Below are 23,941 nucleotides of genomic sequence, written 5' to 3' on the forward strand. Positions count from 1 at the left end.
CGTGGAGCTGTTTCACCTCGACCTCGAGCGTCTTGGTCTTGAGCGCGCGCTGGAGCAGCACTTCGAGGCGCTCGAGGTTCACCGGCTTGGTCAGGAAATCCACCGCGCCGCGCTTCATGGCCTCCACCGCCGTATCCACGTTTCCATACGCGGTCATCATGATCACCGCCGGCCGCTGCGGCATGGCTACCACCTCACGCCGATGGGGCTGGCGTTGTTCGACACCTTCGCCGCCCTGCTGCGCTGGCAGCTGCGCTGGCATGGCGCCGGCAGCGCCGGCGGGCTGCAGCTGGACCCCCTGGCCTGCGGCCAGGCCGCCGTGCAGCCCGATTCGGTCAGCGTGGTTACTTCCGTCGAGGACAGTGCCCCGGTGGCGGCCGACGCCACGGCCACGGGCCGTGAGGCCTGGAACCTGAAGGCGTCGCCGGACCCGCTGGTGGCGCTGATCCAGATGTCGCGCCCCACGCTGCGGCTGGCCGGCGGACCGGAAATCTCAGTGCGCGTGCTGGGTGGCTTGAGCGTGACGCTGAAGTCGCTGTTCTAGGCGCGGCGCCGCGCAAGCCCGTTCGCGGCGTTCACAGGTCACTGGAACGCCACCTCGGCAAAGCTGCGCAGCTTGCGGCTGTGCAACTGTTCCAGCCGCTGCTGGCGCAGCAGTTCCACCGCGCGCATGCCGATGCGCAGGTGCTGGTCCACGCGCTCGCGGTAGAAGTGGTTGGCCATGCCGGGCAGCTTGATCTCGCCGTGCAGCGGCTTGTCGCTCACGCACAGCAAGGTGCCGTAGGGCACGCGGAAGCGGAAGCCGTTGGCGGCGATGGTGGCGCTTTCCATGTCCAGCGCCACCGCGCGGCTCTGGCTGAAGCGGCGCTCGGGGCCCGGGTGCGGCAGCAGTTCCCAGTTGCGGTTGTCGGTGCTGGCCACGGTGCCGGTGCGCATGATGCGCTTGACCTCGGCGCCGGGCACGCCGGTCACGTCGGCCACGGCGCCTTCGAGCGCGAGCTGGATCTCGGCCAGGGCGGGAATCGGCACCCACAGCGGCAGCTCTTCGTCGAGCACATGGTCTTCGCGCACGTAGGCGTGGGCCAGCACGTAGTCGCCCAGCTGCTGGCCGTTGCGCAGGCCGGCGCAGTGGCCCAGCATCAGCCAGGCGTGCGGGCGCAGCACGGCGATGTGGTCGGTGATGGTCTTGGCGTTGGCCGGGCCGACGCCGATGTTGACCATGGTGATGCCACCGTGGCCGGGACGCATCAGGTGGTAGGCCGGCATCTGCGGCAAGCGCGGCGGCGGCATGCCCAGGGCATCACCGTCTTGCGCCGCCAGTCCGGCGCGCCGCGTCACCACGTTGCCGGGCTCGACGAAGGCCACGTATTCGCTGTCCGCCCTGGCCATCTCCTGGTGGCCCAGCCGCACGAATTCATCGATGTAGAACTGGTAGTTGGTGAACAGCACGAAGTTCTGGAACCAGTGGGGCGCGGTGCCGGTGTAGTGGCGCAGCCGCTGCAGCGAATAGTCGACCCGGGCGGCCGGGAACAGCGACAGTGGCTGGGCCTCGCCGGGTCCGGCCTCCCTGGTGCCGTTGGCGATGCCGTCGTCCATCGAGCCCAGATCGGGCAGGTCGAAGACGTCGCGCATCAGCACTCGCCGCTCGGGGCTGAGCGACCCCTCGATGTGGTCGTGCTCGGCAAAAGAGAAGTGCACCGGGATCGGCTGGGTGCTGGTGCCCACCTCCAGGTCGACCCCATGGTTTTGCAGCAGCAGTCGGAACTGCTGCAGGTAGTAATTGCCGTACAGGTCGGGCCGGGTCAGGGTGGTCTCGTAGCGGCCGGCGCCGGCGACGAAACCGTAGGACAGCCCCAGGTTCTCCAGCACGTTCTGCCGCACGACGGTGTCGGTGTGGATGCGCACAAAAGGATAGCAAGCCCTCACATGCCCGGGCAGCGTCTCGCCGGCGACGAAGCGCTGCATGGCGTCGCGCAGGTGCTCGATCTGCTGCGTGTAGATCGCACGGACCTGGGCCAGCGCGCTCTCGGCGTCGCTGTGGCGGCTGGGGGCGATGAAGGTCGGCATGTAGGGCATGGAGCCATTGTGCAACGCCGCAAGCCGGGCCGCGGACCGGCCGTTGCGCCGTAAGGAAGAGTCCTACACGGTGTTACGAACTCACCTGACTCCCTTTGGCCCGCCGTGCTGCGACAGTCGCTTCCAGCAACAACAGCAACTGCAACTGCACACAGGAGCCTGCGAATGAGAACAGCAACACTGGCCAGCAACCCTTTTGCCCTGATGACGGATCCGGGCGCCGTGCGCGAGATGATCGACCAGTCGGAGCAATTGAGCCAACTGAGCCAGCGCAGGTGCCATCCCCTGGACAAGGCCTTCATTCGCAGCGCCAGCGCTGAACTTGCCGCCTACGACGCCAAGATCGACCGCACCACGGTCTACCTGCCGCCGGACGAGGACACGCCCGCTGCCGCAGGCCGCCGCCTCCCCGAAACCGTCAACTGAAGATTGTTTATCGCGCTGCTTCCCGCAACGTGACGAACTCCTCCGCCAGGGTGGGGTGGATGCCGATGGTGGCATCGAACACCGCCTTGGTGGCGCCGGCCTTCATGGCCACGGCAAAGCCCTGCACCACCTCGCCCGCCTCGGGCCCCACCATGTGCAAGCCGACCACCCGGTCGCTGGCCTGGTCCACCACCAGTTTGACCAGGCTGCGCTCGCTGCTGCCACTGAGCGTGTGGCGCAGCGGCTTGAAGTCGGAGCGGAACACCCGCACCGCGCCGAATTCCTTGCGCGCCGCTTCCTCGCTGTAGCCCACCGTCCCGATATTGGGATGGGTGAAGACTGCGGTCGGGATGTAGTCGTAGCCCATCTGGCGCTCCCCCTTGCCGAACAGCTGGTCGACCAGGGCCATGGCCTCGCCCAGCGCCACCGGCGTGAGCTGCAGGCGCGCCGTGACGTCGCCCAGGGCGTAGACCGAGGGCAGCGAGGTCCGGTACTGCGCATCGACCACGATGGCGCCGTCCGGCCGCTGCGCCACGCCGGCAGCCTCCAGGCCCAGGCCGTTGACGTTGGGCACGCGGCCGGTGGCATAGAGCACCGTGTCCGCTTCCAGCGTGCCGCCATCGGCCAGGCGCAATGCCAGACCCTGCGGCGTGCGTTCGATGGCGGTGACACCGGCTTGCAGGCGCAGGTCCATGCCGGTTTTGGCCATCTCGGCGGCGGCGAAATGCCGCACCTCGTCGTCGAAGCCGCGCAGGATCTGCTCACCGCGGTACAACAGCGTGACCTGCGAACCCAGGCCCTGGAAGATGGATGCGAACTCGCAGGCGATGTAGCCGCCGCCCACCACCGCCAGCCGCCGCGGGAAGGGATCGAGGTCGAACATGCTGTCCGACGTCAGAACGTGTTCACGCCCCGGCAGCGAGGGCACGCTGGGCGTGCCGCCAGTGGCCAGCAGCACATGGCGCGCGCTCCAGCGCCGGTCGCCGTCGGCCAGGCGCACCTGCACCGTGTGGCCGTCCACCAACTGGGCCCAGCCGCGCACCGTCTGCACGCCGGTCTTGTCCAGCAGTTGCTGGTAGATGCCATTCAGGCGCGTGATCTCGGCCGCCCGCCTGGCCTTGAGCCGTGGCCAGTCCAGGCGCGGCGCGGCCAGGTCCCAGCCGAAGCCGGCGGCCTCCTCGAAAGCTGCGGCGTAGTGGGCCGCATAGCTGTACAGCTTCTTGGGGATGCAGCCCACGTTGACACAGGTGCCGCCCATGTCGGCCGCTTCGGCCAGCACCACCCGCGCGCCGCGCTGCGCTGCCATGCGCGCGGCGCGCACGCCGCCGGAGCCGCCGCCGATGACGAACAGGTCGCAGTCGAAATCCGCCATGTGTGTCTTTCAGGCCCGGAAGGCCGTGATGTCCTGGAGTGCCCAGGCAATGAATGCACGGGTGCGTGCCGGTAACAGCCGCGCGTGAGGGTAAACGATGTGAATGGGCCGCGCCGGCTGCTCGAAGGATTCGAGCACGATTTTCAAACGCTTGCTCGCCAGCAGTGGCGCCACCTGGTAGGAAAAGAACATGCCGAAGCCGGCGCCATCGGCGCAGGCCTCGACCGCCGGCAGCACATGGTTGAACTCCAGGTTGCCGCTGACCGGCACGCGCAATGCGCGTCCGTTCTCCTGGAAGCCGCCCCAGGCCGGCGACCCGCCCGTCACGCGAACGCAATTGGCCTGCTGCAGCTCGCGCGGATGGCGCGGCACGCCGTGGCGCCGCAGGTAGGCGGGCTGGGCAACGACCACGCGGCGGGTCTGACCCAGCGGCCGCGCCACCAGGGAGGAGTCCTCCAGCTTGCCGATGCGGATGCCCACATCGATGCCTTCTTCCAGCAGATTGACAACCCGGTCCAGCAGCACCACGCTGCAGCGCAGCTTGGGGTGGGCGGCGGCGAAGCGGGTGATGCTGGGTGCCACGTGCATCTGGCCGAACAGCACGGGTGCGGTGATGGTCAGGTGGCCGGCCGGTTCGGCCGCCTCGCTGCCCAGGGCGGCTTCGGCCTCGTCCACCGCAGCCAGCACCGCGCGGCAGCGTTCCAGGTGGGCCCGGCCCTCATCGGTCAGCGAGATGCGGCGCGTCGTGCGGTTGAACAGGCGCACACCCAGCGCCGCCTCGTAGCCGGCCAGCGAGCGCACCACCGCCGGCAGCGAGGACTGCAGCACGCGGGCCGCGGCCGTCAGGCTGCCGGCCTCGGCAATGGCGGCGAAAACCTGCATGGCGCGCAGCTTGTCCATGCGGCGCATATTAAGCCGGAATGTGGAGCAGTGATCTGCAGAGCGCGACATTGATTGCGCGGGATGCAGCAAACACAATTGCTGCATCCCAGCCACCCCGGAGCCGAACATGACCGCATCCACCCCGCCCGAACGTCTGCGCCTGTACCGCATGCAGCTGTCCGGCCATTGCCACCGGGTCGAGCTGTTCCTGTCGCTGCTGGGCCTGCCCTGCGACCTGGTCGATGTCGACGTGGGGCGCGGCGAGACCCGCACGCCCGAATTCCTGGCGCTCAATCCCTTCGGCCAGCTGCCGGTGCTGCGCGATGGCCAGATCACCCTGGCCGATTCGAACGCCATCCTGGTCTACCTGGAAGGCCGCTACGCGCCCGGCCGCTGGTTGCCGCGCGACCCGCTGGGCGCGGCCCAGGTGCAGCGCTGGCTGTCGGTGGCGGCCGGTCAGCTGGCCTTTGGGCCGGCGGCGGCCCGCGTCATCCAGCTGTTCCGCAGGCCCGACGATCCGGCCGCCGCGCTGGCGCGGGCGCAGGCCCTGCTCCGCGTGATGGAGCAGCAGCTGGCGTCGCGCGCCTTCCTGGCCGCGGAGACACCGACCCTGGCCGATATCGCCCTGTACAGCTACACCGCGGTGGCGCCCGAGGGCATGGTCACGCTCACGCCCTTTGCCGCCGTCCGTGACTGGCTGGCGCGCATCGAGGCGTTGCCAGGTTTCCTGCCCATGGTGCGCACACCGGTGGGCCTGGAGGCGTGATGCAGCCAGCTTTCCATGCAGGAGAAGTCGCGTTACAACAGCGCGCGGGTTCGGCCGACCACCTGGCGCAGATCGGGCCGCGCGTCATCCGCGACCACATGCCGCAGCAGCACCAGGACTTCTTCGCCCAGCTGCCCTTGCTGGTGCTCGGCGCGCTGGATGACCATGGCCAGCCCTGGGCTTCGGTGCTGGCCGGACCGCCCGGCTTTGCCCATGCACCCCATGAGCGGATGCTGCGGGTGGACGCGCTGCCGCCACCGCACGATCCCTTGCACGGCATGCTGCGCGACGGCGTGCCCATCGGCTTGTTGGGCATCGAGTCGCACACGCGGCGGCGCAACCGCATGAACGGCACGGTGCTTGGCGCTGACGCGCGGGGCTTCGGTGTGACGGTGGCGCAGAGCTTCGGCAATTGCCCCAAGTACATCCAGGCGCGGCGGCCGCAGTACGACCCCGTGGGCGCAGCACCATCGGCCTGGCAGGACCATGATGGCCTGGACGTGGCAGACCAGACGCTGGTGGCACAGGCCGACACCTTCTTCATCGCCAGCGCGCATCCGCAGGCCGGGCAGGGGGTCGGCGCGCATGGCATGGACGTCTCGCACCGCGGCGGCAAGCCCGGCTTCGTTCGCGTGCAGGGGGATGTGCTGACGGTGCCGGACTTCGCCGGCAATGCCTTCTTCAACACCCTGGGCAACCTCGCGCTGAACCCGCGCTGCGGCCTGCTGTTCATGGACGTCGCCGCGGGTACGGCGTTGTTCATCGCGGCGCATGCCGAGATCGTGACCGATGCGGCGCAGGTGCTGGCCTTCGAAGGGGCGCAGCGCCTGTTGCGCCTGCGCGTGCTGCGCGTGCGCCGCGTGGAGGCCGCACTGCCGCTGCGCTGGGGAACGGCAGAGCTTTCACCGCATCTGCAAGGAACCGGCAGCTGGCGCTGACCGCTATCATGCCTGCATGACACAGGCGTCCCCATGGCTGCGCCGGCCTGCTACCGCCGGCCGCGCCCTGCGCTGGCTGGCCGGCTGGTCGCGCATCATCTGGTTCGGCGCCGTGCTGGTGGTGCTGGGGCTGTCGCCATCGAGCTACGGGCGCGCCACGCGCCATGCGCTGCAGCGCCACGTCTACCTGGACACCGCGCCCATCCTGTGGGGCTTCACCATTCTGGGCGCGCTGCTGACCCTGGTCATCACCCGCATCGTGGTGGTCACCGCCTACAGCTACGGCCTGTCGCAGTACGCGCTGGAGATGGTGATCCGGGTGCTGGTGCTCGAGCTGATCCCGCTCACGGCGGCGCTGTTCGTCGCCCTGCGCTGCACCATCCCCAACGGCGCGGCGCTGTCCGAGATGCGGCGCTCGGGCCACTTCGATGCGTTGCGCAAGGACGGCCGCGACCCGGTGCTGGCCGAGGTGCTGCCGCGCATGCTGGCCGGCGTGTTCTCCACCGTCACGCTGGCGGCCCTGAGCTGCGTGGTCGCCATCGTGCTGGCCTACCTGGCGGTCTATGGCCTGACGGTGGCGGGGCTGCCGGCCTACACCCGCATGTTCGGCCGCGTCTTCGACGGCCCGGTGTCGCTGATCTTCGTGCTCAAGACCGGCTTCTTCAGCCTGGCCGTGTCGGTCATCCCCATGGCATCGGGCCTGTACGACGTGGAGGGGGACGGCTCGCGCGAAAGCGCGGCGCTGCAGGGCCTGGTGCGCATGTTCGCCGTGCTCGTGGTGCTCGAAGCCGTGTCCCTGGTCGGCAACTACTACTGAAAACCAACATCCATGCAGGAACAGCCAGAGCAGGCCGACACCCCGGCGCGCAACTCCGAACCCGCGGCGCAAAAGCCCGTGGACCACCTGGAGTTCAAGGCCAGGCTGCTGCTGGCCTTCACCGTGCTGCTGATCGCTGGCTCGGCGCTCTACCTGCTGTACGCGCGCGGCGTGTTCGAGCCGACCCAGAAGCTGGTGCTGACCACCGACGACTCCGAGGGCGTGGTGGCCGGCATGGACATGACCTTCTCGGGCTTTGCCATCGGCCGGGTGCGCGGCGTTGAACTGGCCAAGGACGGCAATGTCCACATCACGGTCGACGTTGCCAGATCGGATGCCCACTGGCTGCGCACAACCAGTGTGTTCACCCTGGTGCGCAGCCTGGTGGGCTCGACCAATCTGCGCGCCTTCAGCGGCGTGCTGACCGACCCGCCCCTGGCCGACGGCGCGGTGCGGCCGGTGTTGCGCGGCGATGCGACGGCCGAGATCCCGCGTGTCATTGCCGCCGCCAAGGACGCGCTGGACAACGTCACCGCGTTGACGGCGCAGGATGCGGCATTGGGCGCCAGCCTGGCCAACGTCAAGGCGCTGACCGACAAGCTCAAGGGCCCGCAGGGTGCGCTCGGCGCGGTCTTCGGCAACGAGGCCGATGCGCGCAAGCTGGTGGCGGCGCTGGACAACACCAACGCCTTGCTGCTGCGGCTGGACACGCTGACCCAGCGCGTCGACGGCCTGGCGGCCAAGGCCGACACCCAGGTGTTCGGCGAGCAGGGCCTGGTCACGGACGCGCGGGCCACGGTGCAGCAGCTCAATGGCCTGCTGGCCGACACCCGCGCCAGCCTGAAAAAGATGGACGCCGTGCTGGCCGACGTCCAGGCAGTGGGCGCCAACGTGCGCAGCGCCACCGACGACCTGGGCGCGCTGCGCGGCGACGTCGAGGCCAACCTGCGCAAGATCGACGGCCTGATCAACGAGATCAACCGCAAGTGGCCGTTCGCGCGCGACACCCAGATCAAGCTGCCTTGAACATGAAAAATCTCTTCGTCGTCGGCCTGCTTGCCTTGTTGGCGGCTTGCGGCAGCCAACCCAAGGCCCCCGAGTGGCAGATGAACGCCCATGGCGCGCTGGAGCGCTATGTCGAAGCCGCCATGGCCGGCAACACGCGGGTGGAGAACGCCGAGTTCATGCGCGCCCGCGGCGAGCTGTCCCGCACCGGCGATGCTGGCCTGGTGGCGCGCGCCGAACTCACGCGCTGCGCCGCGCGCGTTGCCAGCCTGGTGTTCGAGCCCTGCCTGGGTTTCGAGGCCCTGCGCGCCGATGCGCCGGCAGCCGAGCGCGCCTATGCCGACTACCTGGCGGCGCGCGTGCTGCCGTCCGATATGCCCCTGCTGCCGCCGGCGCACCGCGCGGTGGCCGCCGGCCAGGGCGATGCCGCAGCGGTCCACGCGGTCAGCGACCCCTTCGCCCGCCTGGTGGCCGCTGGCGTGCTGGTGCAAGCGGGCCGCGCCAGCCCGGATGTGCTGCAGGCGGCGGTGGACACGGCTGGCGCCCAGGGCTGGCGGCGGCCGCTGCTGGCCTGGCTGGGCGTGCAGGCGCGGCGCGCCGAGTCGGCAGGCGCTAGTGCCGAGGCCGAGCGCCTGCGCCGGCGCATGGCTCTGGTGGCCGGCCAGAACTAGCATTGCTATTAATTCAGTAGCATTCCAGGCCCAGTGGTCGGGGGCTAGGGCCTGATTCCTTTCGAAATCAGCCGAATTTTCGGGTGTGGCGCAGGCGCAGCAGGCTGAACAGGCTGGCGACGCCGGCGAAGCCCGCAGCCAGAGCCAGGGCCAGCATTGGGCCGCGCCCGTCGTGCGCGCTGGCGAAGCTGAAGATGATGGCCAGCAGCACTGCGCCGATCGACTGGCCCGTCAGCCGCGCCGTGCCCAGCATGCCGCTGGCCGCGCCGGCGCGCTGCAGGGGGCCGCTGGTGACGATGATGTGGTTGTTGGGCGACTGGAACAGGCCGAAGCCGGCGCCGCACAGCGCCATGCGCCAGACGATGTCGGCGCTGGACGGCTGTGGCGGCAGCGCCGCCAACAGGCCCAGGCCGGTGGCCAGCAAGGCCAGGCCGATGCCGCCCAGCAGGCCGCCGGGCCAGCGGCCGATCAGGCGTCCGGCCAGCGGCGCGACGCAGACGATGGCCACCGGCCAGGCCGTCATCAGCAGGCCGGTTTCCAGGTGGCTGCGGCCCCAGCCGTCGAGCATCAGAAAGGGCAGGGCGATGGCGGCCAGCATCTGCGCGGCGAAGGCCGTGACCGAGGTGCACATGGACAGGGCGAAGACCGGGATGCGCAGCAGGTCCAGCGGGAACAGCGGCGCGCTCTGCTGCCATTGGCCGCGCAGGTAGAAGAAGCCCACCACCAGCCCCAGGCCCAGCAGGCCCAGGCCCCAGACCAGCGCGGCGGGCGAAGGCGTGGCGCCGGCGCGCGTGCCCAGCGCGTCGACGCCCAGGAAAACCAGGCTGAACATCAAGGCGTTGAGCGCCACGTCCTGCCAGCGCAGGGCGCCGGTCACGGGCGGCGCGGTGTTGTGGGGCAGGGCCTTCCAGCCCAGCACCAGCACCACCAGACCCAGCGGCAGGTTGAGCGCGAACAGCCAGGGCCAGGGCGCGATGGACAGCACGGCGGCGGCCACTGTCGGTCCCGCCACCGAAGCGGTGGCGACCACCACCGAATTGAGCGCGATGCCGCGCCCCAGCAGGCGCGCCGGGTAGGTCAGCCGCACCAGGGCCGCGTTCACGCCCATGATGCCGGCCGCGCCCAGGCCCTGCACCGCGCGCGCCGCCGCCAGCGCCGGCAGCGAGCTGGCCAGCACGCAGGCGGCCGAGGCCACGGTGAACAGCAGCAGGCCGCCCAGGTAGACGCGCCGGTAGCCCACGCGGTCGCCCAGGCTGGCGCAGGGCAGCAGGAAGGCCAGGATGGCCAGCTGGTAGGCGTTGACCACCCACACGGCCTGGGCGGCACTGGCCTGCAGGTCGTGTGCGATGCCCGGCAGGGCCAGGTTGACGATGGTGCCGTCCAGCACAGACAGCGCGATGCCCAGGACGATGACCGCCATGGAGTGGTAACGCGCCGGGGTGGGCAGGCCATCGGGGGCGGAAGCGGGCATCGTCACCGGCAGCACTGTAACGCCCCCGGCGCCGCGGTACCGGGGCGCTGCGCAATAATCCCTCCATCCCCCCGAACGAAAGCTCCCCGTGCGATCCACTCTTGCCTGCCTCGTCGCCGGCCTTGCCCTTGCCGGCAGCGCCTGGGCGCAAACGCCCGCCCCCGTCACCACCAAGAGTGGCCTGGTCTACCAGGCGCTCAAGGAAGGCAGCGGGGCATCGCCCGCCGCCAGCGACACCGTCAAGGTCCACTACAAGGGCATGTTCCCCGATGGCCGCGAGTTCGACAGCTCGTACAAGCGCGGCGAGCCCACCGAGTTCCCGCTCAACCGCGTCATCCCCTGCTGGACCGAAGGCGTGCAGCTGATGAAGCCCGGCGGCAAGGCCAAACTGGTCTGCCCGCCGGCCATTGCTTATGGTGAGCGCGGCGCCGGCGGCGTCATTCCGCCCAACGCCACACTGCACTTCGAGATCGAGCTGATCTCGGTGCGACGCTAGGCCGCGATGAACGTTTCTTTTTCGGCGCTGCCGCTGGCCCCGGAGATGCAGGCCAATCTGCAGCGCCTGGGTTACCTGGAGATGACCGCCATCCAGGCCGCGGCCCTGCCGCCGGCCCTGCTGGGCAAGGACATCATTGCCCAGGCCAAGACCGGCAGCGGCAAGACCGCGGCTTTCGCGCTGGCCCTGCTGGCCAACCTCAATGCCCGGCGCTTTGCGGTGCAGACCCTGGTGCTGTGCCCGACGCGCGAGCTGGCCGACCAGGTGACGGCGGAGATCCGCCGCATCGCCCGGGCCGAGGAGAACATCAAGATCGTCACACTGTGCGGCGGCGTGGCCCTGCGCGGCCAGACCGCCAGCCTGGCCCATGGCGCCCACATCGTGGTGGGCACGCCGGGCCGCATCATGGACCATCTGGAGCGCGGCCACCTGCAGCTCGATGCGCTCAACACCCTGGTGCTGGACGAGGCCGACCGCATGCTGGACATGGGCTTCTTCGACGACATCGCCAAGGTGGCGCGGCAGTGCCCCAAGCAGCGTCAGACCCTGCTGTTTTCCGCCACCTACCCGGAAGGCATCGCCAAACTCAGCGCGCAGTTCATGCGCGACCCGCAGACCGTCAAGGTCGAGGCCCAGCATGCCGGCACGCAGATCGCGCAGCGCTGGTACCAGGTCAAGGACAGCGAGCGCCTGCACGCGGTGAGCCTGCTGCTCAACCACTTCCGTCCAGCCAGCACGCTGGCGTTCTGCAACACCAAGGCGCAGTGCCGCGACCTGGTCCAGGTGCTGCAGGGCCAGGGCTTTCACGCACTGGCGCTGTACGGCGAGCTCGAGCAGCGCGAGCGTGACCAGGTGCTGGTGCAGTTTGCCAACCGCAGCTGCTCGGTGCTGGTGGCCACCGACGTGGCCGCGCGCGGGCTGGACATCGCCCAGCTGGCGGCGGTGGTGAACGTCGACATCACGCCCGACACCGAAGTGCACATCCACCGCATCGGCCGCACCGGCCGGGCCGGCGAGGAAGGCCTGGCGCTGAACCTGGCCAGCATGAACGAGATGGGCAGCGTCGGCAAGATCGAGCAGCTGCAGGGCCGCGAGAGCGAGTGGCACAAGCTCGACGAGCTGACGCCGGCCAGCCGCGAGCCCCTGGTGCCGGTCATGGCCACGCTGCAGATCGCCGGCGGGCGCAAGGAGAAGATCCGCGCCGGCGACGTGCTGGGCGCGCTCACCGGCGAGGCCGGCTACAGCCGCGAGCAGATCGGCAAGATCGACATCAACGAGTTCTCCACCTACGTGGCGGTGTTGCGCGGCATTGCCCGCGAGGCCGCGCAGCGGCTGTCGGACGGCAAGGTCAAGGGCAAGAAGGTCAAGGTGCGGCTGCTCGAGGATGAGCCGGACCAATGAAAAAGCCCGGGCCTTGCGGCACCGGGCTTGAGAGAGCGGAAGAACCGCCTGCCGGTCAGGGCTTGCTGGCCGTCGGGAACGGCCAGGCCGCCTGAGGGTTCAGCGTGGTCTGCGCCGCAGGCGCAGCCGGCGCTGCAGCAGCCTTGGCTACCGGCTTGGCAGCGGGCTTCTTGGCAGCAGGCTTTTTCGCGGCTTTCTTCGCAGCGGGCTTTTTGGCAGCCTTTTTCGCAGCAGGCTTTTTCTTGGCTGCAGTCTTCTTCGCAGCCTTCTTCGCCGCCGGCTTCTTCTTGGCAGCGACCTTCTTCGCCGGAGCCTTCTTCGCTGCCGTCTTCTTGGCGGCGGGGCGCTTCGCAGCGGCCTTCTTGGCCGGAGCCTTCTTGGCCGGAGCCTTCTTCGCTGCCGTCTTCTTGGCGGCTACTTTCTTGGCCGGAGCCTTCTTGGCCGGAGCCTTCTTCGCAGCTACCTTCTTGGCCGGGGCCTTCTTGGCGGCTACCTTCTTGGCCGGAGCCTTCTTAGCGGCTTTCTTCGCCGTAGCTTTCTTTGCAGTTGCCATTTCTATCTCCTTGATCAAGTTGATCAACATCAACTAAAGAAGCACTCCATGCCTGTTGGTGGCACGAAGCGATTCATGAGGTTGGGCTTTGCAGCCCAGCGCCATGAACACCGTGGCCCTGGCTGTGCCGCGCTCTATGGCCGGTCACAGCAAGGACGTATTCCAACTCTACTGTCGCAGTTGCCGTATCAATCCCAGGAAAGAGCGCCACCCGACTGGTATTCGATCACGCGGGTTTCGAAGAAATTGCGCTCTTTCTTCAAGTCAATCATCTCGCTCATCCACGGGAAGGGATTTTCCTCGTTGGGGAAGAGCGCTTCCAGGCCGATCTGCGTGGCACGGCGGTTCGCGATGTAGCGCAGATAGCCCTTGAACATGGAGGCGTTCATGCCGAGCACGCCGCGCGGCATGGTGTCCTCGGCGTACTTGTATTCGAGTTCGACGGCCTTGGCGAACAGCAGCTTGATCTCGGCCTTGAACTCCGCGGTCCACAGGTGCGGGTTCTCCAGCTTGAGCTGGTTGATCAGGTCGATGCCGAAGTTGCAGTGCATCGACTCGTCGCGCAGGATGTACTGGTACTGCTCGGCGGCGCCGGTCATCTTGTTTTGCCGGCCCAGTGCCAGGATCTGGGTGAAGCCGACGTAGAAGAACAGGCCTTCCATCAGGCAGGCGAAGACAATCAGGCTCTTGAGCAGGGTCTGGTCGGTCTCGTGCGTGCCGGTCCTGAAGTTGGGGTCGCTGATCGCCTCGATGAAGGGGATCAGGAACTGGTCCTTCTCGCGGATCGACTGCACCTCGTTGTAGGCGTTGAAGATCTCGCTCTCGTCCAGGCCGAGCGACTCGACGATGTACTGGTAGGCGTGGGTGTGGATCGCTTCCTCGAAGGCCTGGCGCAGCAGGAACTGGCGGCATTCGGGGGCCGTGATGTGGCGGTAGGTGCCCAGCACGATGTTGTTGGCGGCCAGCGAGTCGGCGGTGACGAAGAAGCCGAGGTTGCGCTTGATGATGCGGCGCTCGTCTTCGGTCAGACCGTTGGGGTCCTTCCACAACGCGATGTCGCGCGTCATGTTCACTTCCTGCGGCATCCAGTGGTTGGCGCAGGTGGCGAGGTATTTTTCCCAGGCCCACTTGTACTTGAACGGCACCAGCTGGTTGACGTCGGTCTGGCCGTTGATGATGCGCTTGTCGGCCGCGTTGACGCGGCGCTGGCTGGTCACTGGCTTGAGTGCTGCGGGGGCTTGCGGCGCGACGGCGCCGTCATCCAATGTGCGCAGCACGGGCTGCGGAATCTGCGAGGGTGCTTGCGAAAGAGGTGAAGACTGCACCTCGCGGTTCGGGAATGAACCGCTATGCACGGGAGTTGGCGGTGTGGGCTTGACTTCTTCGTCCCAGGTCAACATAAGTTTTCCAATGCTCGAATTATGTGAGCAGTGATGCGAAATGAAAAGTGTTCATTCACATCACCACCCGATTGTGTTGTGCAATTGCATCGGCGTTTTGTCGGAGAAGGCCGACAGTTTTCACCGCGGCCTTTTCCATCATTGGCAGGCTTCGCAGCCCGGGTCATCGATCGCGCAGAACTTGATGTCCGTCGCCGGCGATGCGCTCAGCGGCGCCGTCGAGGTATCCGACATCTGGGCGCGCGCAGCGGCCGCAGCCGCGTCGATGGCGCTCATGCCGCCGGAGGCCGCGCCCGAGGACACGGCATTGAGCCGGCCCGAGGTGACGGTGGACTTCTCGGTCTGCGTCGCGCTGATGGTGCGCAGGTAGTAGGTGGTCTTGAGACCGCGCAGCCAGGCCAGCTTGTAGGTGTCGTCCAGCTTCTTGCCCGAGACGCCGGACATGTAGATGTTGAGCGACTGGGCCTGGTCGATCCACTTCTGGCGGCGCGCCGCGGCTTCCACCAGCCAGGTGGTTTCCACCTCGAAGGCGGTGGCGTACAGCAGCTTGATCTCCTGCGGCACGCGGTCGATCGGGCGCAGCGAGCCGTCGAAGTGCTTCAGGTCCATCACCATGACGTCGTCCCACAGGCCCAGGCGCTTCAAGTCGCGCACCAGGTAGTGGTTGATGACGGTGAATTCGCCCGACAGGTTGGACTTGACCGACAGGTTGCCAAAGCACGGCTCGATCGAGGCGTCCACGCCGATGATGTTGGAGATGGTCGCCGTCGGGGCGATCGCCACGCAGTTGGAGTTGCGCATGCCGTCCTTGGCGATCTTCTTGCGCAGGCTGTCCCAGTCCAGGCTGGCCGAGCGGTCCACCTCGACATAGCCGCCACGCTGCTTTTCCAGCATGTCCAGCGTGTCCAGGGGCAGCACGCCCTTGTCCCACAGAGAGCCCTTGTAGCTGGAGTACTTGCCGCGCTCGCGGGCCAGCTCGGTCGAGGCCCAGTAGGCGTGGTAGCAGACAGCTTCCATGGACTTGTCGGCGAACTCCACGGCTTCCTGCGAGGCATAAGGCACGCGCAGTTCGTACAGCGCGTCCTGGAAGCCCATGATGCCCAGGCCGACCGGGCGATGCCGCAGGTTGGAGTCGCGGGCCTTCTTGACGGCGTAGTAGTTGATGTCGATCACGTTGTCGAGCATGCGCATCGCCGTCGTGATGGTCTTCTTGAGCTTGTCGTGGTCGATCTGGCCGTTCTTCAGGTGGCGCGGCAGATTGACCGAGCCCAGATTGCAGACCGCGGTTTCGGTGTCGCTCGTGTTGAGCGTGATCTCGGTGCACAGGTTGGACGAGTGCACGACGCCCGAATGCTGCTGGGGCGAGCGGATGTTGCAGGCGTCCTTGAAGGTGATCCAGGGATGGCCGGTCTCGAACAGCATGGTGAGCATCTTGCGCCACATGTCGGCGGCCTGCACCGTCTTGGCGGGCTTGATCTCGCCGCGCCTTGCCTTGTCTTCATAGGCCACATAGGCCTTCTCGAACTCGATGCCGAACAGGTCGTGCAGGTCGGGCACGTTGGACGGCGAGAACAGCGTCCACTCGCCTTTTTCCATGACGCGGCGCATGAACAGGTCAGGAATCCAGTTGGCCGTGTTCATGTCGTGCGTGCGGCGGCGGTCGTCGCCGGTGTTCTTGCGCAGCTCCAGGAACTCTTCCATGTCCAGGTGCCAGGTCTCCAGGTAGGTGCAGACCGCGCCCTTGCGCTTGCCGCCCTGGTTGACCGCGACCGCCGTGTCGTTGACCACCTTGAGGAAGGGCACGACGCCCTGCGACTCGCCGTTCGTGCCCTTGATGTGCGAGCCCAGGGCGCGCACGCGGGTCCAGTCGTTGCCCAGGCCGCCGGCGAACTTCGACAGCAGGGCGTTTTCCTTGATCGACTCGTAGATGCCGTCCAGGTCGTCCGGCACAGTGGTCAGGTAGCACGAGGACAGCTGCGAGCGCAGCGTGCCGGCGTTGAACAGCGTCGGCGTCGAGGACATGAAGTCGAAGCTGGACAGCACTTCGTAGAACTCGATGGCGCGCGCTTCGCGGTCGACCTCATTGAGCGACAGGCCCATGGCCACGCGCATGAAGAAGGCCTGGGGCAGCTCGATGCGGGTCTTGCGCTCGTGCAGGAAGTAGCGGTCGTACAGGGTCTGCAGGCCCAGGTAGTCGAACTGGTTGTCGCGCTCGGCTTTCAGGGCCGCGCCCAGCTTCTTCAGGTCGTACTGCAGCAGCTTCTCGTCGAGCAGCTCGGCGTCGACGCCGCGCTTGATGAAACCGGGGAAGTAGTCGGCATAGCTGGCGGCCATGTCGGCCGGGGCGATGTCGCGGCCCAGCACTTCCTTGAAGATGGTGTGCAGCAGCAGGCGCGCGGTGACGTAGGTGTAATCGGGATCCTTCTCGATCAGCGTGCGGGCCGCCAGGATGGAGGCCTTGTAGACCTCGTCCATGGGCACGCCGTCGTACAGGTTGCGCATGGTCTCGGCCATGATCGGGTCGGGCTTGATGTCGGCGCCCAGGTTCAGGCAGGCGCTGTCGATCAGGCCCTTGAGGTGGTCCAGGTCCAGCACGATGCGCTGGCCGCCGTCGAGCGCGTGCAGCGCGGGCGTCTTGGGCGTCTCCTGCGCGCCCTTCTGGGCGCGTTCCTGGGTGCGGCGTTCGCGGTACAGCACGTAAGCGCGGGCAATCTCGTGGTGGCCGCCGCGCATCAGGCCGAGTTCGACCTGGTCTTGCACGTCTTCAATATGGAAGGTGCCGCCGCCCGGGCGCGAACGCACCATGGCGCGGATCACGGCCTGGGTCAGGCTGTCGACGGTTTCGCGCACGCTGGCCGAGGCCGCGCCCTGCGTGCCATGCACGGCCAGGAAGGCCTTCATCATGGCGATGGCGATCTTGTTGGGCTCGAAGGGAACGACGGCGCCGTTGCGGCGGATGATCTGGTAATTGGCCAGGGGGTTGGTCGCGCTGGCTTGTTCGGGGATGGGGGTGAGAGGTCCGCTGGCGGGAACGCTGCCACTGACGGTGCTCAAAGCTGACTGCATGCTTTTTCCTCAGGCTGTGGTTGTTTTTTTTGCGAGGACGAAGTGTATCTCCTCACAGTGCCGGCCACTATATATAGTGGGTATCCGATGTCAAGGGCACTACAGGTAGTGGTTGCCCCAGGTTCTGGAAAAGCTGTGAATATCATGTGAGGAGGCGGTCGGCCGTTGCGTAAACGGCTGCATGAATTCAGGCTTAAATACACACAGGCAAGCATTGGTGCGGCCTCTCGAGGCAAAAGCCTTTGAAGGTCGCTTGCGCATTGACTTTGGAGTGAGGTAACAGGCTGTTGCGATTTGGTGCGACGAAGACGCGCAATGAGCGAGTGCCAGCTTGAGTGCCGCCCGACGCAGGATGCGTTCCCGCGATGCCAGCAGGCGCGCGACCTGCCTCAACCAGGAAAATTTGCCGCCGGCCAGCCCAGGCTGCGCCGCAGCAACGCCCAGTCGAAGCCCGCGCCCGGGTCCTGCTTGCGGCCGGGGGCGATGTGCTCGTGGCCGGCGATGTGGGCGATCGGATAGTGCTGGGCCAGGGCGGCGCACAGCAGGGCCAGGGTCTCGTACTGGGCAGGCTCGAAGCTGTCGCCCTCCAGGCCCTCGAGCTCGATGCCCACCGAGCCGTCGTTGCAGTTGTCGCGGCCGCGCCAGTGCGAGGCGCCGGCATGCCAGGCGCGCTGGTCGCAGCTGACGAACTGCCACAGCTCGCCGCCACGCCGGACATAAAAATGGGCCGAGACCTGCATGCCCTCAATGCTCTTGAAATAGGGATGGGCCTGCCAGTCCAGCGTGTTGCCAAACAGCTGCTGGACTTCGTCGCCGCCGTACTGGCCGGGCGGCAGGCTGATCGAATGCACGACCACCAGGTCGACCAGGGCACCGGCCGGGCGCGCGCCGAAATTGGGCGAGTCCTGCCGGCGCGCGAAGCGGTACCAGCCGTCCTGCCACAGCAGGCCGGCCTGGTGGGGCTCAGCTGGCGTCATTCGGCTCTTCGCCGCCGGGCACCGCGATCGCCAGCCGGTCGATGCGGTAGCGGATCTGCCGCAGGCTCAGGCCCAGCCGCTGGGCCGCGGCCGTGCGGTTGAAGCCGCTGTCACGCAGGGCCTTGACCAGGATGTCGCGCTCCTGCTGGTCCAGGTAGGCCTGCAGGTCCTGCGGCATGGCCTCGGCGGCGCGCGGCGCCGGCGCCAGCTCGCCAGGCACGCTGGGGGCGAAATCCACCTGCAGCTCCTCGCCGTCGGACAGCGCCACTGCGCGGTGCAGCAGGTTCTCCAGCTCGCGCACGTTGCCGCCCAGCGGATGGGCCGCCAGCTGGGCGACCACCACCGGCGACAGCACCGGCACCGGCATGCCCGAGTCCTGGGCGATGCGCGCCAGCAGCGACTCGCACAGCGCCGGCAGGTCCTCGCGGCGCTCGCGCAGCGGCGGGATCATGATGTCGATGACGTTCAGGCGGTAGTACAGGTCCTGGCGGAAGCGCCCGGCCAGCACGTCGGCGGCCAGGTCCTTGTGGGTGGCGCTGACGATGCGCACGTCGACCCCGTCTTCCTGGGTCGAGCCGATGGCGCGGACCTGGCGCTCCTGGATGGCGCGCAGCAGCTTGGACTGCATGGCCAGCGGCAGGTCGCCGATCTCGTCGAGAAAGAGCGTGCCGCCGGCGGCGGCCTGGAAGTAGCCCTGGCGGTCCTGGGTGGAGCCGGTGTAGGAGCCCTTGCGGGCGCCGAAGAATTCCGCCTCCAGCAGCGCCTCGGGAATCGCCCCGCAGTTGACCGCGATGAAGGGGCCGGCCTCGCGGTGGCTGCAGGCGTGGATGGCGCGGGCCACCAGTTCCTTGCCGGTGCCCGACTCGCCGCGCACCAGCACCGGGGCCATGCTGCGGGCCACCTTGGCGATGCGCTCCTTGACCTGCTGCATCGCCGCCGAGGCACCGACCATGCGCTGCAGCGCGGCCCGGCTGCCCTGGGGTGGCTCGCCGGCTGCCACGCGCTGCGTCCCGGCGGCGCGGCTGCGCACGGGCGGCGCGTTGTCCTGGATGGCCGAGGCCACGACGCTGCGGAACTGCTTGAGGTCGACCGGCTTGGTCAGGTAGTCGAAGGCGCCCGCCTTGAGCGCTTCCACGGCGTTCTCGGCCGAGCCGTAGGCCGTCATGACGATGCAGCGCTCGGGCCGCTGCTGGGCCAGCATGCGTTGCAGCAGCTCCAGCCCCAGACCGTCGGGCAGGCGCATGTCGGTGATGACGGCGTCGAATTTGCGGGCGTCCAGCAACTCCCAGGCCTCGGCCAGCGAGCCGGCGGCGTCGACCCGGTAGCCTTCGCGCAGCAGCGTCAGCTCGTAGAGTGTGCGCAGGTCGGGCTCATCGTCGACGACCAGGACTTGCGGGGGCACGGAGGCGGCTTGTGACATCAGGCGCCTATTGTGGCAAATGAGGGAGTGGCGGCAAGTCCCGACCCGCCGGGACGGAACTGGACGAAGAATTCATTGCCTTCGCGCGCGGCGCCGGCCCGGGCGGCACAACGGCGGTAGCCGATCTGCGCGCCATGCTGCTCGCACAGCTCGCGGCAGATGTACAGGCCCAGCCCGCTGGAGCGGCTCTCGGAGGAAAAGAAGGGTTCGAACAGGTGGCGCTCGACGGTCGGCTCCAGCGGCGGGCCGTCGCTCCAGACCAGCAGCCGGACGCGGCTGGCGGCCTCCGAGGTCAGGACCTGGATCGAGTCGCACTGGCTGCCGGCGTGGCGCAAGGCGTTGTCCAGCAGGTTCACCAACACGCGGCGCAGATGGTCGGGCTCGAACGGCACCTGGGCCGTGCCGGCCTGCAGCGCGAGCTGCATCCGCGCGCTGCCGCAAGTTTGCTGGCCCCAGTCGGCGCAGGCGGCGGCGACGGCGGCGTCCAGGCCGAGCATCGGTGTGTGGGTGTCGTGCCGCACGCGCGAGATGTTCAGGATGTCCTCGACGATGCGCGCCAGCCGGCGCGCGTTTTGCGCCACCATGGCGCTGAGCTGTTTGTGCGCCGGCTCGACCAGGTCCTCCTCCAGCAGCGCGTTGGCCTGGGTGATGGCGGCCAGGGGATTGCGGATCTCGTGGGCCACGGCGGCCGACATGCGCCCCATGGCGGCGAGTTTCTCGGTGCGCAGCCGCGCCTCCATTTCGCGCAGATCTTCCAGGAACATGACGCACAGGCTGTCGCCCGGCGCGTCGTGCTGCGCCGTCAGCCGGGTGCGCACGAAGACACGCCGCGCCGGCCCGGCCGGCACGCTCAGGGAGATCTCGCCCAGCTGGGGGTCGCGCAGCTCGAAGGTCAGCGTCGCCAGGTCGACCAGCGGTTGCCAGCCGGGCACCGCCGCCAGCGGGAACGGCCGGCCGTGGGCTGCGGGACCGCCGCCCAGCAGCAGGCGGGCCGAGGGGTTGGCGGCATGGACCTCACCGCGCTGGTCGACCACCAGCACGCCGTCGGCCAGTGTCTCGATCACGAGCTCGTTGACCTGGGCCTGCGCGCGTGCAGCCTTCTGGCTGCGGCGGGCGGCCTTTTCCTCGCGCGCCAGCCGCTGCGCCAGCTGGTTGGCCAGGAAGGCCAGCGCGAAATAGCCGGTGCCCGTCAGGCCTGCCTGCAGGAAGCGCTGGGCGGTGTCGTCGGGCAGCTGCAGCGCCAGCAGCCAGGCGTCGATCAGCAACAGCAGGGTCACGGCCGCGGCCGTGCCCAGGGCCAGCAGGGTCGATCCCAGCACCGAAGCCATCAGCACCGGCAGGGCGAACAGCGGCGAATAGTTCACGCCTCCCGCTTGCAGGAATTGCAGCGTGGAAAACGCCAGCAGGTCGACGCCGATGGTCGACACCCATTGCGGGTCGAAAGCCTCGCCCGGCGTTGGCGGCCGGGTGAGGATGCGCACCGCCAGCGCGCAGGCCAGGTAGGCGCCACAAAGGCCGAACAGCCAGGCCGCGCTGCCGGGGGGCGGTTGCGGCGCCCGGCTGTGCAGCACGGCCAGCAGGGCCAGCAGCACCACGGCGATCGCCACGCGGGCTGTGGCGAAGCCGCGCCACAGCCGCACGAAGGCCGAGTCTTGGGGAGGTGCGGCCGGCGCTTCAGCCCAGGGCGCGATCGATGGCTGGTGATCTGCCATGTCAGGGCGCGACGCGGTGCTCCGGGCTGCAGTAGAAGCGCCCGTCGCCGCCGGCCACGGCCTCGGCGCGTGGCAGGTGCAGCGCGCAGACCGGGCAGCGCACCATGTCCTGCGCCAGCGCGGCGGGTTGCGCTGGCGCAGGCGGCGTGCCGCTGCCTTCGGTGCGCCGCTGGTGGCGCCACACCAGGTAGACGACCAACAGGACGCCAAACAGCACGATGTACTTCATGTCGGCCGTCCCAGTACCACCTCGAGCACGAAGCGCGAGCCGACATAAGCCAGCAGCAACAGGAGCGCGCCGGCATAGAGCACGCGCACCGCAGTGCGGCCGCGCCAGCCGAAGCGTGCCCGCCCCAGCAGCAGGCCGGCAAACACCAGCCAGGCCAGCACCGAGAACACGGCCTTGTGGTCCCAGCGCCAGCCGCGGCCGTAGAAGTTTTCGCTGAACAGCGCTCCGGCCAGCAGGGTGGCCGACAGCAGCACGAAGCCGGCGCCGGCAAAGCGGAAGGTCAGGCGCTCCAGCGTCAGCAATGGCAGGCCGGCGTGCGGGTCGGTGGCCTGGCGGATGTGGCGCTCAGCCCGGCGCATCAGCCAGGCATGGACCACGGCGGCGGCGAACAGGCCGTAGGAGGCGATGCCCAGCGCCAGGTGCAGCGGCAGCCAGGGCGAGGCCGAGACATGCATGGGCGTGCCGGGAAAGACCATGGCCAGCAGCACGGCTGCGGCGCCCAGGCCGGCCAGCGCCCAGCGCGCCTGCAGCTGCGGAAACAGTTCGCGTTCGACCGCATAGACAGTCAGCACCAGCCAGGCGGTGACCGACAGCGCCGGCGCGAAGCCAAAGCGCGGCGCCTCGCCCAGCAGGGTCCAGGCCAGCACCAGGGCGTGCAGAAGCCAGGCCACCAGCAGGGCGATGCGCGCGGCCTGTTCGGACAGGCGCGCGGCGGCGGCGGCGGGCACGGCATAGGCCGCGGCTGCCGCCAGCGTCAGCGCCACACTGGCCCCCGTTGCACTGGCTAGAATCATGGTTCGCAGTTTAGCCCCTTGCTTCGCACGCCGAAGCTTCCCATCCCGCAGCACCCAAGGGCTCCCATGGCCTCCGCCCTCACAGACAAACTCTCCCGCCTGGTCAAGGAAATGCGCGGCCAGGCGCGCATCACCGAAGCCAACGTGCAGGACATGCTGCGCGAGGTGCGCATGGCCCTGCTCGAGGCCGACGTCGCCCTGCCGGTGGTGCGCGACTTCATCGCCCGGGTCAAGGACAAGGCCCTGGGCCAGGAGGTGCTGGGCTCGCTGTCGCCGGGCCAGGCCCTGGTGGGCATCGTCCACCGCGAGCTGGTCGCCACCATGGGCGAGGGCGTGGCCGATATCAATCTGCAGGCCCAGCCGCCGGCGGTCATCCTGATGGCCGGCCTGCAAGGCGCCGGCAAGACCACCACCACCGCCAAGCTGGCCAAGCACCTGATCGACAAGCGCAAGAAGAAGGTGCTGACGGTCTCGGGCGACGTCTACCGGCCGGCCGCCATCGAGCAGCTCAAGATGGTGACCAAGCAGGCCGGCGCCGAGTGGTTCCCCAGCACGCCGGACCAGAAGCCCGTGGACATCGCTCGCGCCGCCATCGATTACGCGCGCAAGCAGTACTTCGATGTGCTGCTGGTCGACACCGCCGGGCGCCTGGCCATCGACGAGGCGCTGATGCGCGAGATCAAGGAGCTGCACGCCGTCCTCAACCCGGTGGAAACGCTGTTCGTGGTCGACGCCATGCAGGGCCAGGATGCGATCAACACCGCCAAGGCCTTCAAGGAAGCGCTGCCGCTGACCGGCATCATCCTGACCAAGACCGACGGCGATTCGCGCGGCGGCGCCGCGCTGTCGGTGCGACAGATCACCGGCGCGCCCATCAAGTTCGCCGGCACCAGCGAGAAGATCGACGGCCTGGAGGTGTTCGACGCCGAGCGCCATGCCGGCCGCATCCTGGGCATGGGCGACATCCTGGCCCTGGTCGAACAGGTCACGGCCGGTGTCGACATGGAGGCCGCGCAGAAGCTCGCGGCCAAGGTCAAGAGCGGCGGTTTCGACCTGAGCGACTTCCTCTCGCAGATCCAGCAGATGAAGAGCATGGGTGGCCTGTCCAGCCTGATGGACAAGCTGCCGGCGCAGATGCAGGCCAAGGCCGGCCAGGTCGACATGGACAAGGCCGAGCGCGACGTGCGCCGCAAGGAGGGCATCATCCAGAGCATGACGCCGCTGGAGCGCCGCAAGCCCGAGCTGATCAAGGCCACCCGCAAGCGCCGCATCGCCGCCGGCGCCGGCGTTCATGTCCAGGAAGTCAACAGACTGCTCAATGAGTTCGAGCAGATGCAGGGCATGATGAAGAAGATGAAGGGCGGCGGCCTCATGAAGATGATGAAGCGCATGGGCGGCGGCGGCAAGGGCATGCCCAAGATGCCCTTCTGAGGCCCTTCCACGCCATGTCGGAGGTCAGATCGGCCTCC

23 protein-coding genes are annotated in these 23,941 nt (G+C 68.4%); 10 read left to right on the plus strand and 13 right to left on the minus strand.

Annotation, left to right across the window (positions count from 1 at the left end; all coding sequences use genetic code 11):
* On the minus strand, nucleotides 1–184 hold a 184-nt coding region (locus tag Q0632_RS09055), incomplete at its 3' end, for a response regulator (RefSeq protein WP_298927617.1).
* An 18-nt stretch (nucleotides 185–202) separates the two neighbouring features.
* Between Q0632_RS09055 and Q0632_RS09060 the strand changes: the two genes are divergently transcribed.
* The gene (locus Q0632_RS09060; protein WP_298927620.1) at nucleotides 203–544 is read left to right on the plus strand and encodes a hypothetical protein; all 342 of its coding nucleotides are present in this window, start codon (nucleotides 203–205) and stop codon (nucleotides 542–544) included.
* A gap of 38 nt (nucleotides 545–582) precedes the next feature.
* Here the strand turns inward: Q0632_RS09060 and Q0632_RS09065 are convergent, their stop codons facing one another.
* Complete coding sequence (locus tag Q0632_RS09065) at nucleotides 583–2,076, minus strand: AMP nucleosidase (protein WP_298927625.1); 1,494 nt, start codon at nucleotides 2,074–2,076, stop codon at nucleotides 583–585.
* Between the two features lie 165 nt (nucleotides 2,077–2,241).
* Here Q0632_RS09065 and Q0632_RS09070 point away from each other — a divergent pair, with 165 nt between their 5' ends.
* Nucleotides 2,242–2,502, plus strand: coding sequence for a hypothetical protein (locus Q0632_RS09070; protein ID WP_298927629.1), 261 nt, complete (start codon nucleotides 2,242–2,244; stop codon nucleotides 2,500–2,502).
* 7 nt (nucleotides 2,503–2,509) lie between these two features.
* Here Q0632_RS09070 and gorA read toward each other — a convergent pair whose 3' ends face one another.
* Nucleotides 2,510–3,874: a glutathione-disulfide reductase gene (gorA, locus tag Q0632_RS09075; RefSeq protein ID WP_298927633.1), complete on the minus strand. Its 1,365-nt coding sequence runs from the start codon at nucleotides 3,872–3,874 to the stop codon at nucleotides 2,510–2,512.
* A gap of 9 nt (nucleotides 3,875–3,883) precedes the next feature.
* Nucleotides 3,884–4,774, minus strand: a complete 891-nt coding sequence (locus Q0632_RS09080) for a LysR family transcriptional regulator (RefSeq protein WP_298927638.1) — start codon at nucleotides 4,772–4,774, stop codon at nucleotides 3,884–3,886.
* A 109-nt stretch (nucleotides 4,775–4,883) separates the two neighbouring features.
* Here Q0632_RS09080 and Q0632_RS09085 point away from each other — a divergent pair, with 109 nt between their 5' ends.
* The 5 genes from Q0632_RS09085 to Q0632_RS09105 are packed head-to-tail and all read left to right on the plus strand — an operon-like array spanning nucleotide 4,884 to nucleotide 8,953.
* On the plus strand, nucleotides 4,884–5,522 hold the full coding sequence (locus tag Q0632_RS09085; protein WP_298927642.1) for a glutathione S-transferase family protein: 639 nt from the start codon (nucleotides 4,884–4,886) through the stop codon (nucleotides 5,520–5,522).
* Nucleotides 5,522–6,460, plus strand: a complete 939-nt coding sequence (locus Q0632_RS09090) for a pyridoxamine 5'-phosphate oxidase family protein (RefSeq protein ID WP_367181179.1) — start codon at nucleotides 5,522–5,524, stop codon at nucleotides 6,458–6,460. The genes Q0632_RS09085 and Q0632_RS09090 overlap by 1 nt, the downstream gene beginning before the upstream one ends.
* Nucleotides 6,461–6,476: 16 nt before the next feature.
* Entirely contained in the window at nucleotides 6,477–7,277 is an 801-nt protein-coding gene (locus Q0632_RS09095) for an ABC transporter permease (RefSeq protein WP_298927651.1), read from the plus strand.
* A 12-nt stretch (nucleotides 7,278–7,289) separates the two neighbouring features.
* Nucleotides 7,290–8,303 carry a mammalian cell entry protein gene (locus Q0632_RS09100; protein WP_298927655.1) on the plus strand — a complete coding sequence of 338 codons (1,014 nt, stop codon included), beginning with the start codon at nucleotides 7,290–7,292 and terminating at the stop codon, nucleotides 8,301–8,303.
* A 2-nt stretch (nucleotides 8,304–8,305) separates the two neighbouring features.
* On the plus strand, nucleotides 8,306–8,953 hold the full coding sequence (locus Q0632_RS09105; protein WP_298927660.1) for a hypothetical protein: 648 nt from the start codon (nucleotides 8,306–8,308) through the stop codon (nucleotides 8,951–8,953).
* Nucleotides 8,954–9,020: 67 nt separating this feature from the next.
* On the opposite strand, the gene Q0632_RS09110 is transcribed toward Q0632_RS09105, so the two are convergent.
* Complete coding sequence (locus tag Q0632_RS09110) at nucleotides 9,021–10,424, minus strand: MFS transporter (RefSeq protein WP_298927665.1); 1,404 nt, start codon at nucleotides 10,422–10,424, stop codon at nucleotides 9,021–9,023.
* 88 nt (nucleotides 10,425–10,512) lie between these two features.
* Between Q0632_RS09110 and Q0632_RS09115 the strand changes: the two genes are divergently transcribed.
* Both Q0632_RS09115 and dbpA read left to right on the plus strand, forming a co-directional pair.
* The gene (locus tag Q0632_RS09115) at nucleotides 10,513–10,920 is read left to right on the plus strand and encodes an FKBP-type peptidyl-prolyl cis-trans isomerase (RefSeq protein WP_298927670.1); all 408 of its coding nucleotides are present in this window, start codon (nucleotides 10,513–10,515) and stop codon (nucleotides 10,918–10,920) included.
* Between the two features lie 6 nt (nucleotides 10,921–10,926).
* The gene (gene dbpA, locus Q0632_RS09120; protein WP_298927675.1) at nucleotides 10,927–12,321 is read left to right on the plus strand and encodes an ATP-dependent RNA helicase DbpA; all 1,395 of its coding nucleotides are present in this window, start codon (nucleotides 10,927–10,929) and stop codon (nucleotides 12,319–12,321) included.
* Between the two features lie 55 nt (nucleotides 12,322–12,376).
* Here the strand turns inward: dbpA and Q0632_RS09125 are convergent, their stop codons facing one another.
* The 8 genes from Q0632_RS09125 to Q0632_RS09160 all read right to left on the minus strand — a co-directional run bounded on the left by Q0632_RS09125 (nucleotide 12,377) and on the right by Q0632_RS09160 (nucleotide 22,472).
* On the minus strand, nucleotides 12,377–12,874 hold the full coding sequence (locus Q0632_RS09125; protein ID WP_298928057.1) for a histone H1-like DNA-binding protein: 498 nt from the start codon (nucleotides 12,872–12,874) through the stop codon (nucleotides 12,377–12,379).
* 188 nt (nucleotides 12,875–13,062) lie between these two features.
* Nucleotides 13,063–14,274, minus strand: a complete 1,212-nt coding sequence (locus tag Q0632_RS09130) for a ribonucleotide-diphosphate reductase subunit beta (protein WP_298927680.1) — start codon at nucleotides 14,272–14,274, stop codon at nucleotides 13,063–13,065.
* A 138-nt stretch (nucleotides 14,275–14,412) separates the two neighbouring features.
* Nucleotides 14,413–17,340: a ribonucleoside-diphosphate reductase subunit alpha gene (locus tag Q0632_RS09135; RefSeq protein WP_298927685.1), complete on the minus strand. Its 2,928-nt coding sequence runs from the start codon at nucleotides 17,338–17,340 to the stop codon at nucleotides 14,413–14,415.
* A 389-nt stretch (nucleotides 17,341–17,729) separates the two neighbouring features.
* Nucleotides 17,730–18,317, minus strand: coding sequence for a 1,6-anhydro-N-acetylmuramyl-L-alanine amidase AmpD (ampD, locus tag Q0632_RS09140; protein WP_298927690.1), 588 nt, complete (start codon nucleotides 18,315–18,317; stop codon nucleotides 17,730–17,732).
* Nucleotides 18,304–19,737 carry a sigma-54 dependent transcriptional regulator gene (locus Q0632_RS09145; protein ID WP_298927695.1) on the minus strand — a complete coding sequence of 478 codons (1,434 nt, stop codon included), beginning with the start codon at nucleotides 19,735–19,737 and terminating at the stop codon, nucleotides 18,304–18,306. The genes ampD and Q0632_RS09145 overlap by 14 nt, the downstream gene beginning before the upstream one ends.
* Nucleotides 19,737–21,449, minus strand: coding sequence for an ATP-binding protein (locus tag Q0632_RS09150; protein ID WP_298927698.1), 1,713 nt, complete (start codon nucleotides 21,447–21,449; stop codon nucleotides 19,737–19,739). The genes Q0632_RS09145 and Q0632_RS09150 overlap by 1 nt, the downstream gene beginning before the upstream one ends.
* 1 nt (nucleotide 21,450) lies before the next feature.
* On the minus strand, nucleotides 21,451–21,678 hold the full coding sequence (locus Q0632_RS09155) for a PP0621 family protein (protein ID WP_298927703.1): 228 nt from the start codon (nucleotides 21,676–21,678) through the stop codon (nucleotides 21,451–21,453).
* A complete protein-coding gene (locus Q0632_RS09160; protein ID WP_298927707.1) occupies nucleotides 21,675–22,472 on the minus strand; it encodes an inner membrane protein YpjD in 798 nt (265 codons plus the stop codon). The genes Q0632_RS09155 and Q0632_RS09160 overlap by 4 nt, the downstream gene beginning before the upstream one ends.
* 66 nt (nucleotides 22,473–22,538) lie before the next feature.
* On the opposite strand from Q0632_RS09160, the gene ffh reads away from it, so the two are divergent.
* The gene (gene ffh, locus Q0632_RS09165) at nucleotides 22,539–23,903 is read left to right on the plus strand and encodes a signal recognition particle protein (protein ID WP_298927712.1); all 1,365 of its coding nucleotides are present in this window, start codon (nucleotides 22,539–22,541) and stop codon (nucleotides 23,901–23,903) included.
* Nucleotides 23,904–23,941 lie beyond the last annotated feature (38 nt).

Source organism: uncultured Ramlibacter sp. (assembly GCF_936925435.1).
Taxonomy (GTDB): domain Bacteria; phylum Pseudomonadota; class Gammaproteobacteria; order Burkholderiales; family Burkholderiaceae_C; genus Ramlibacter.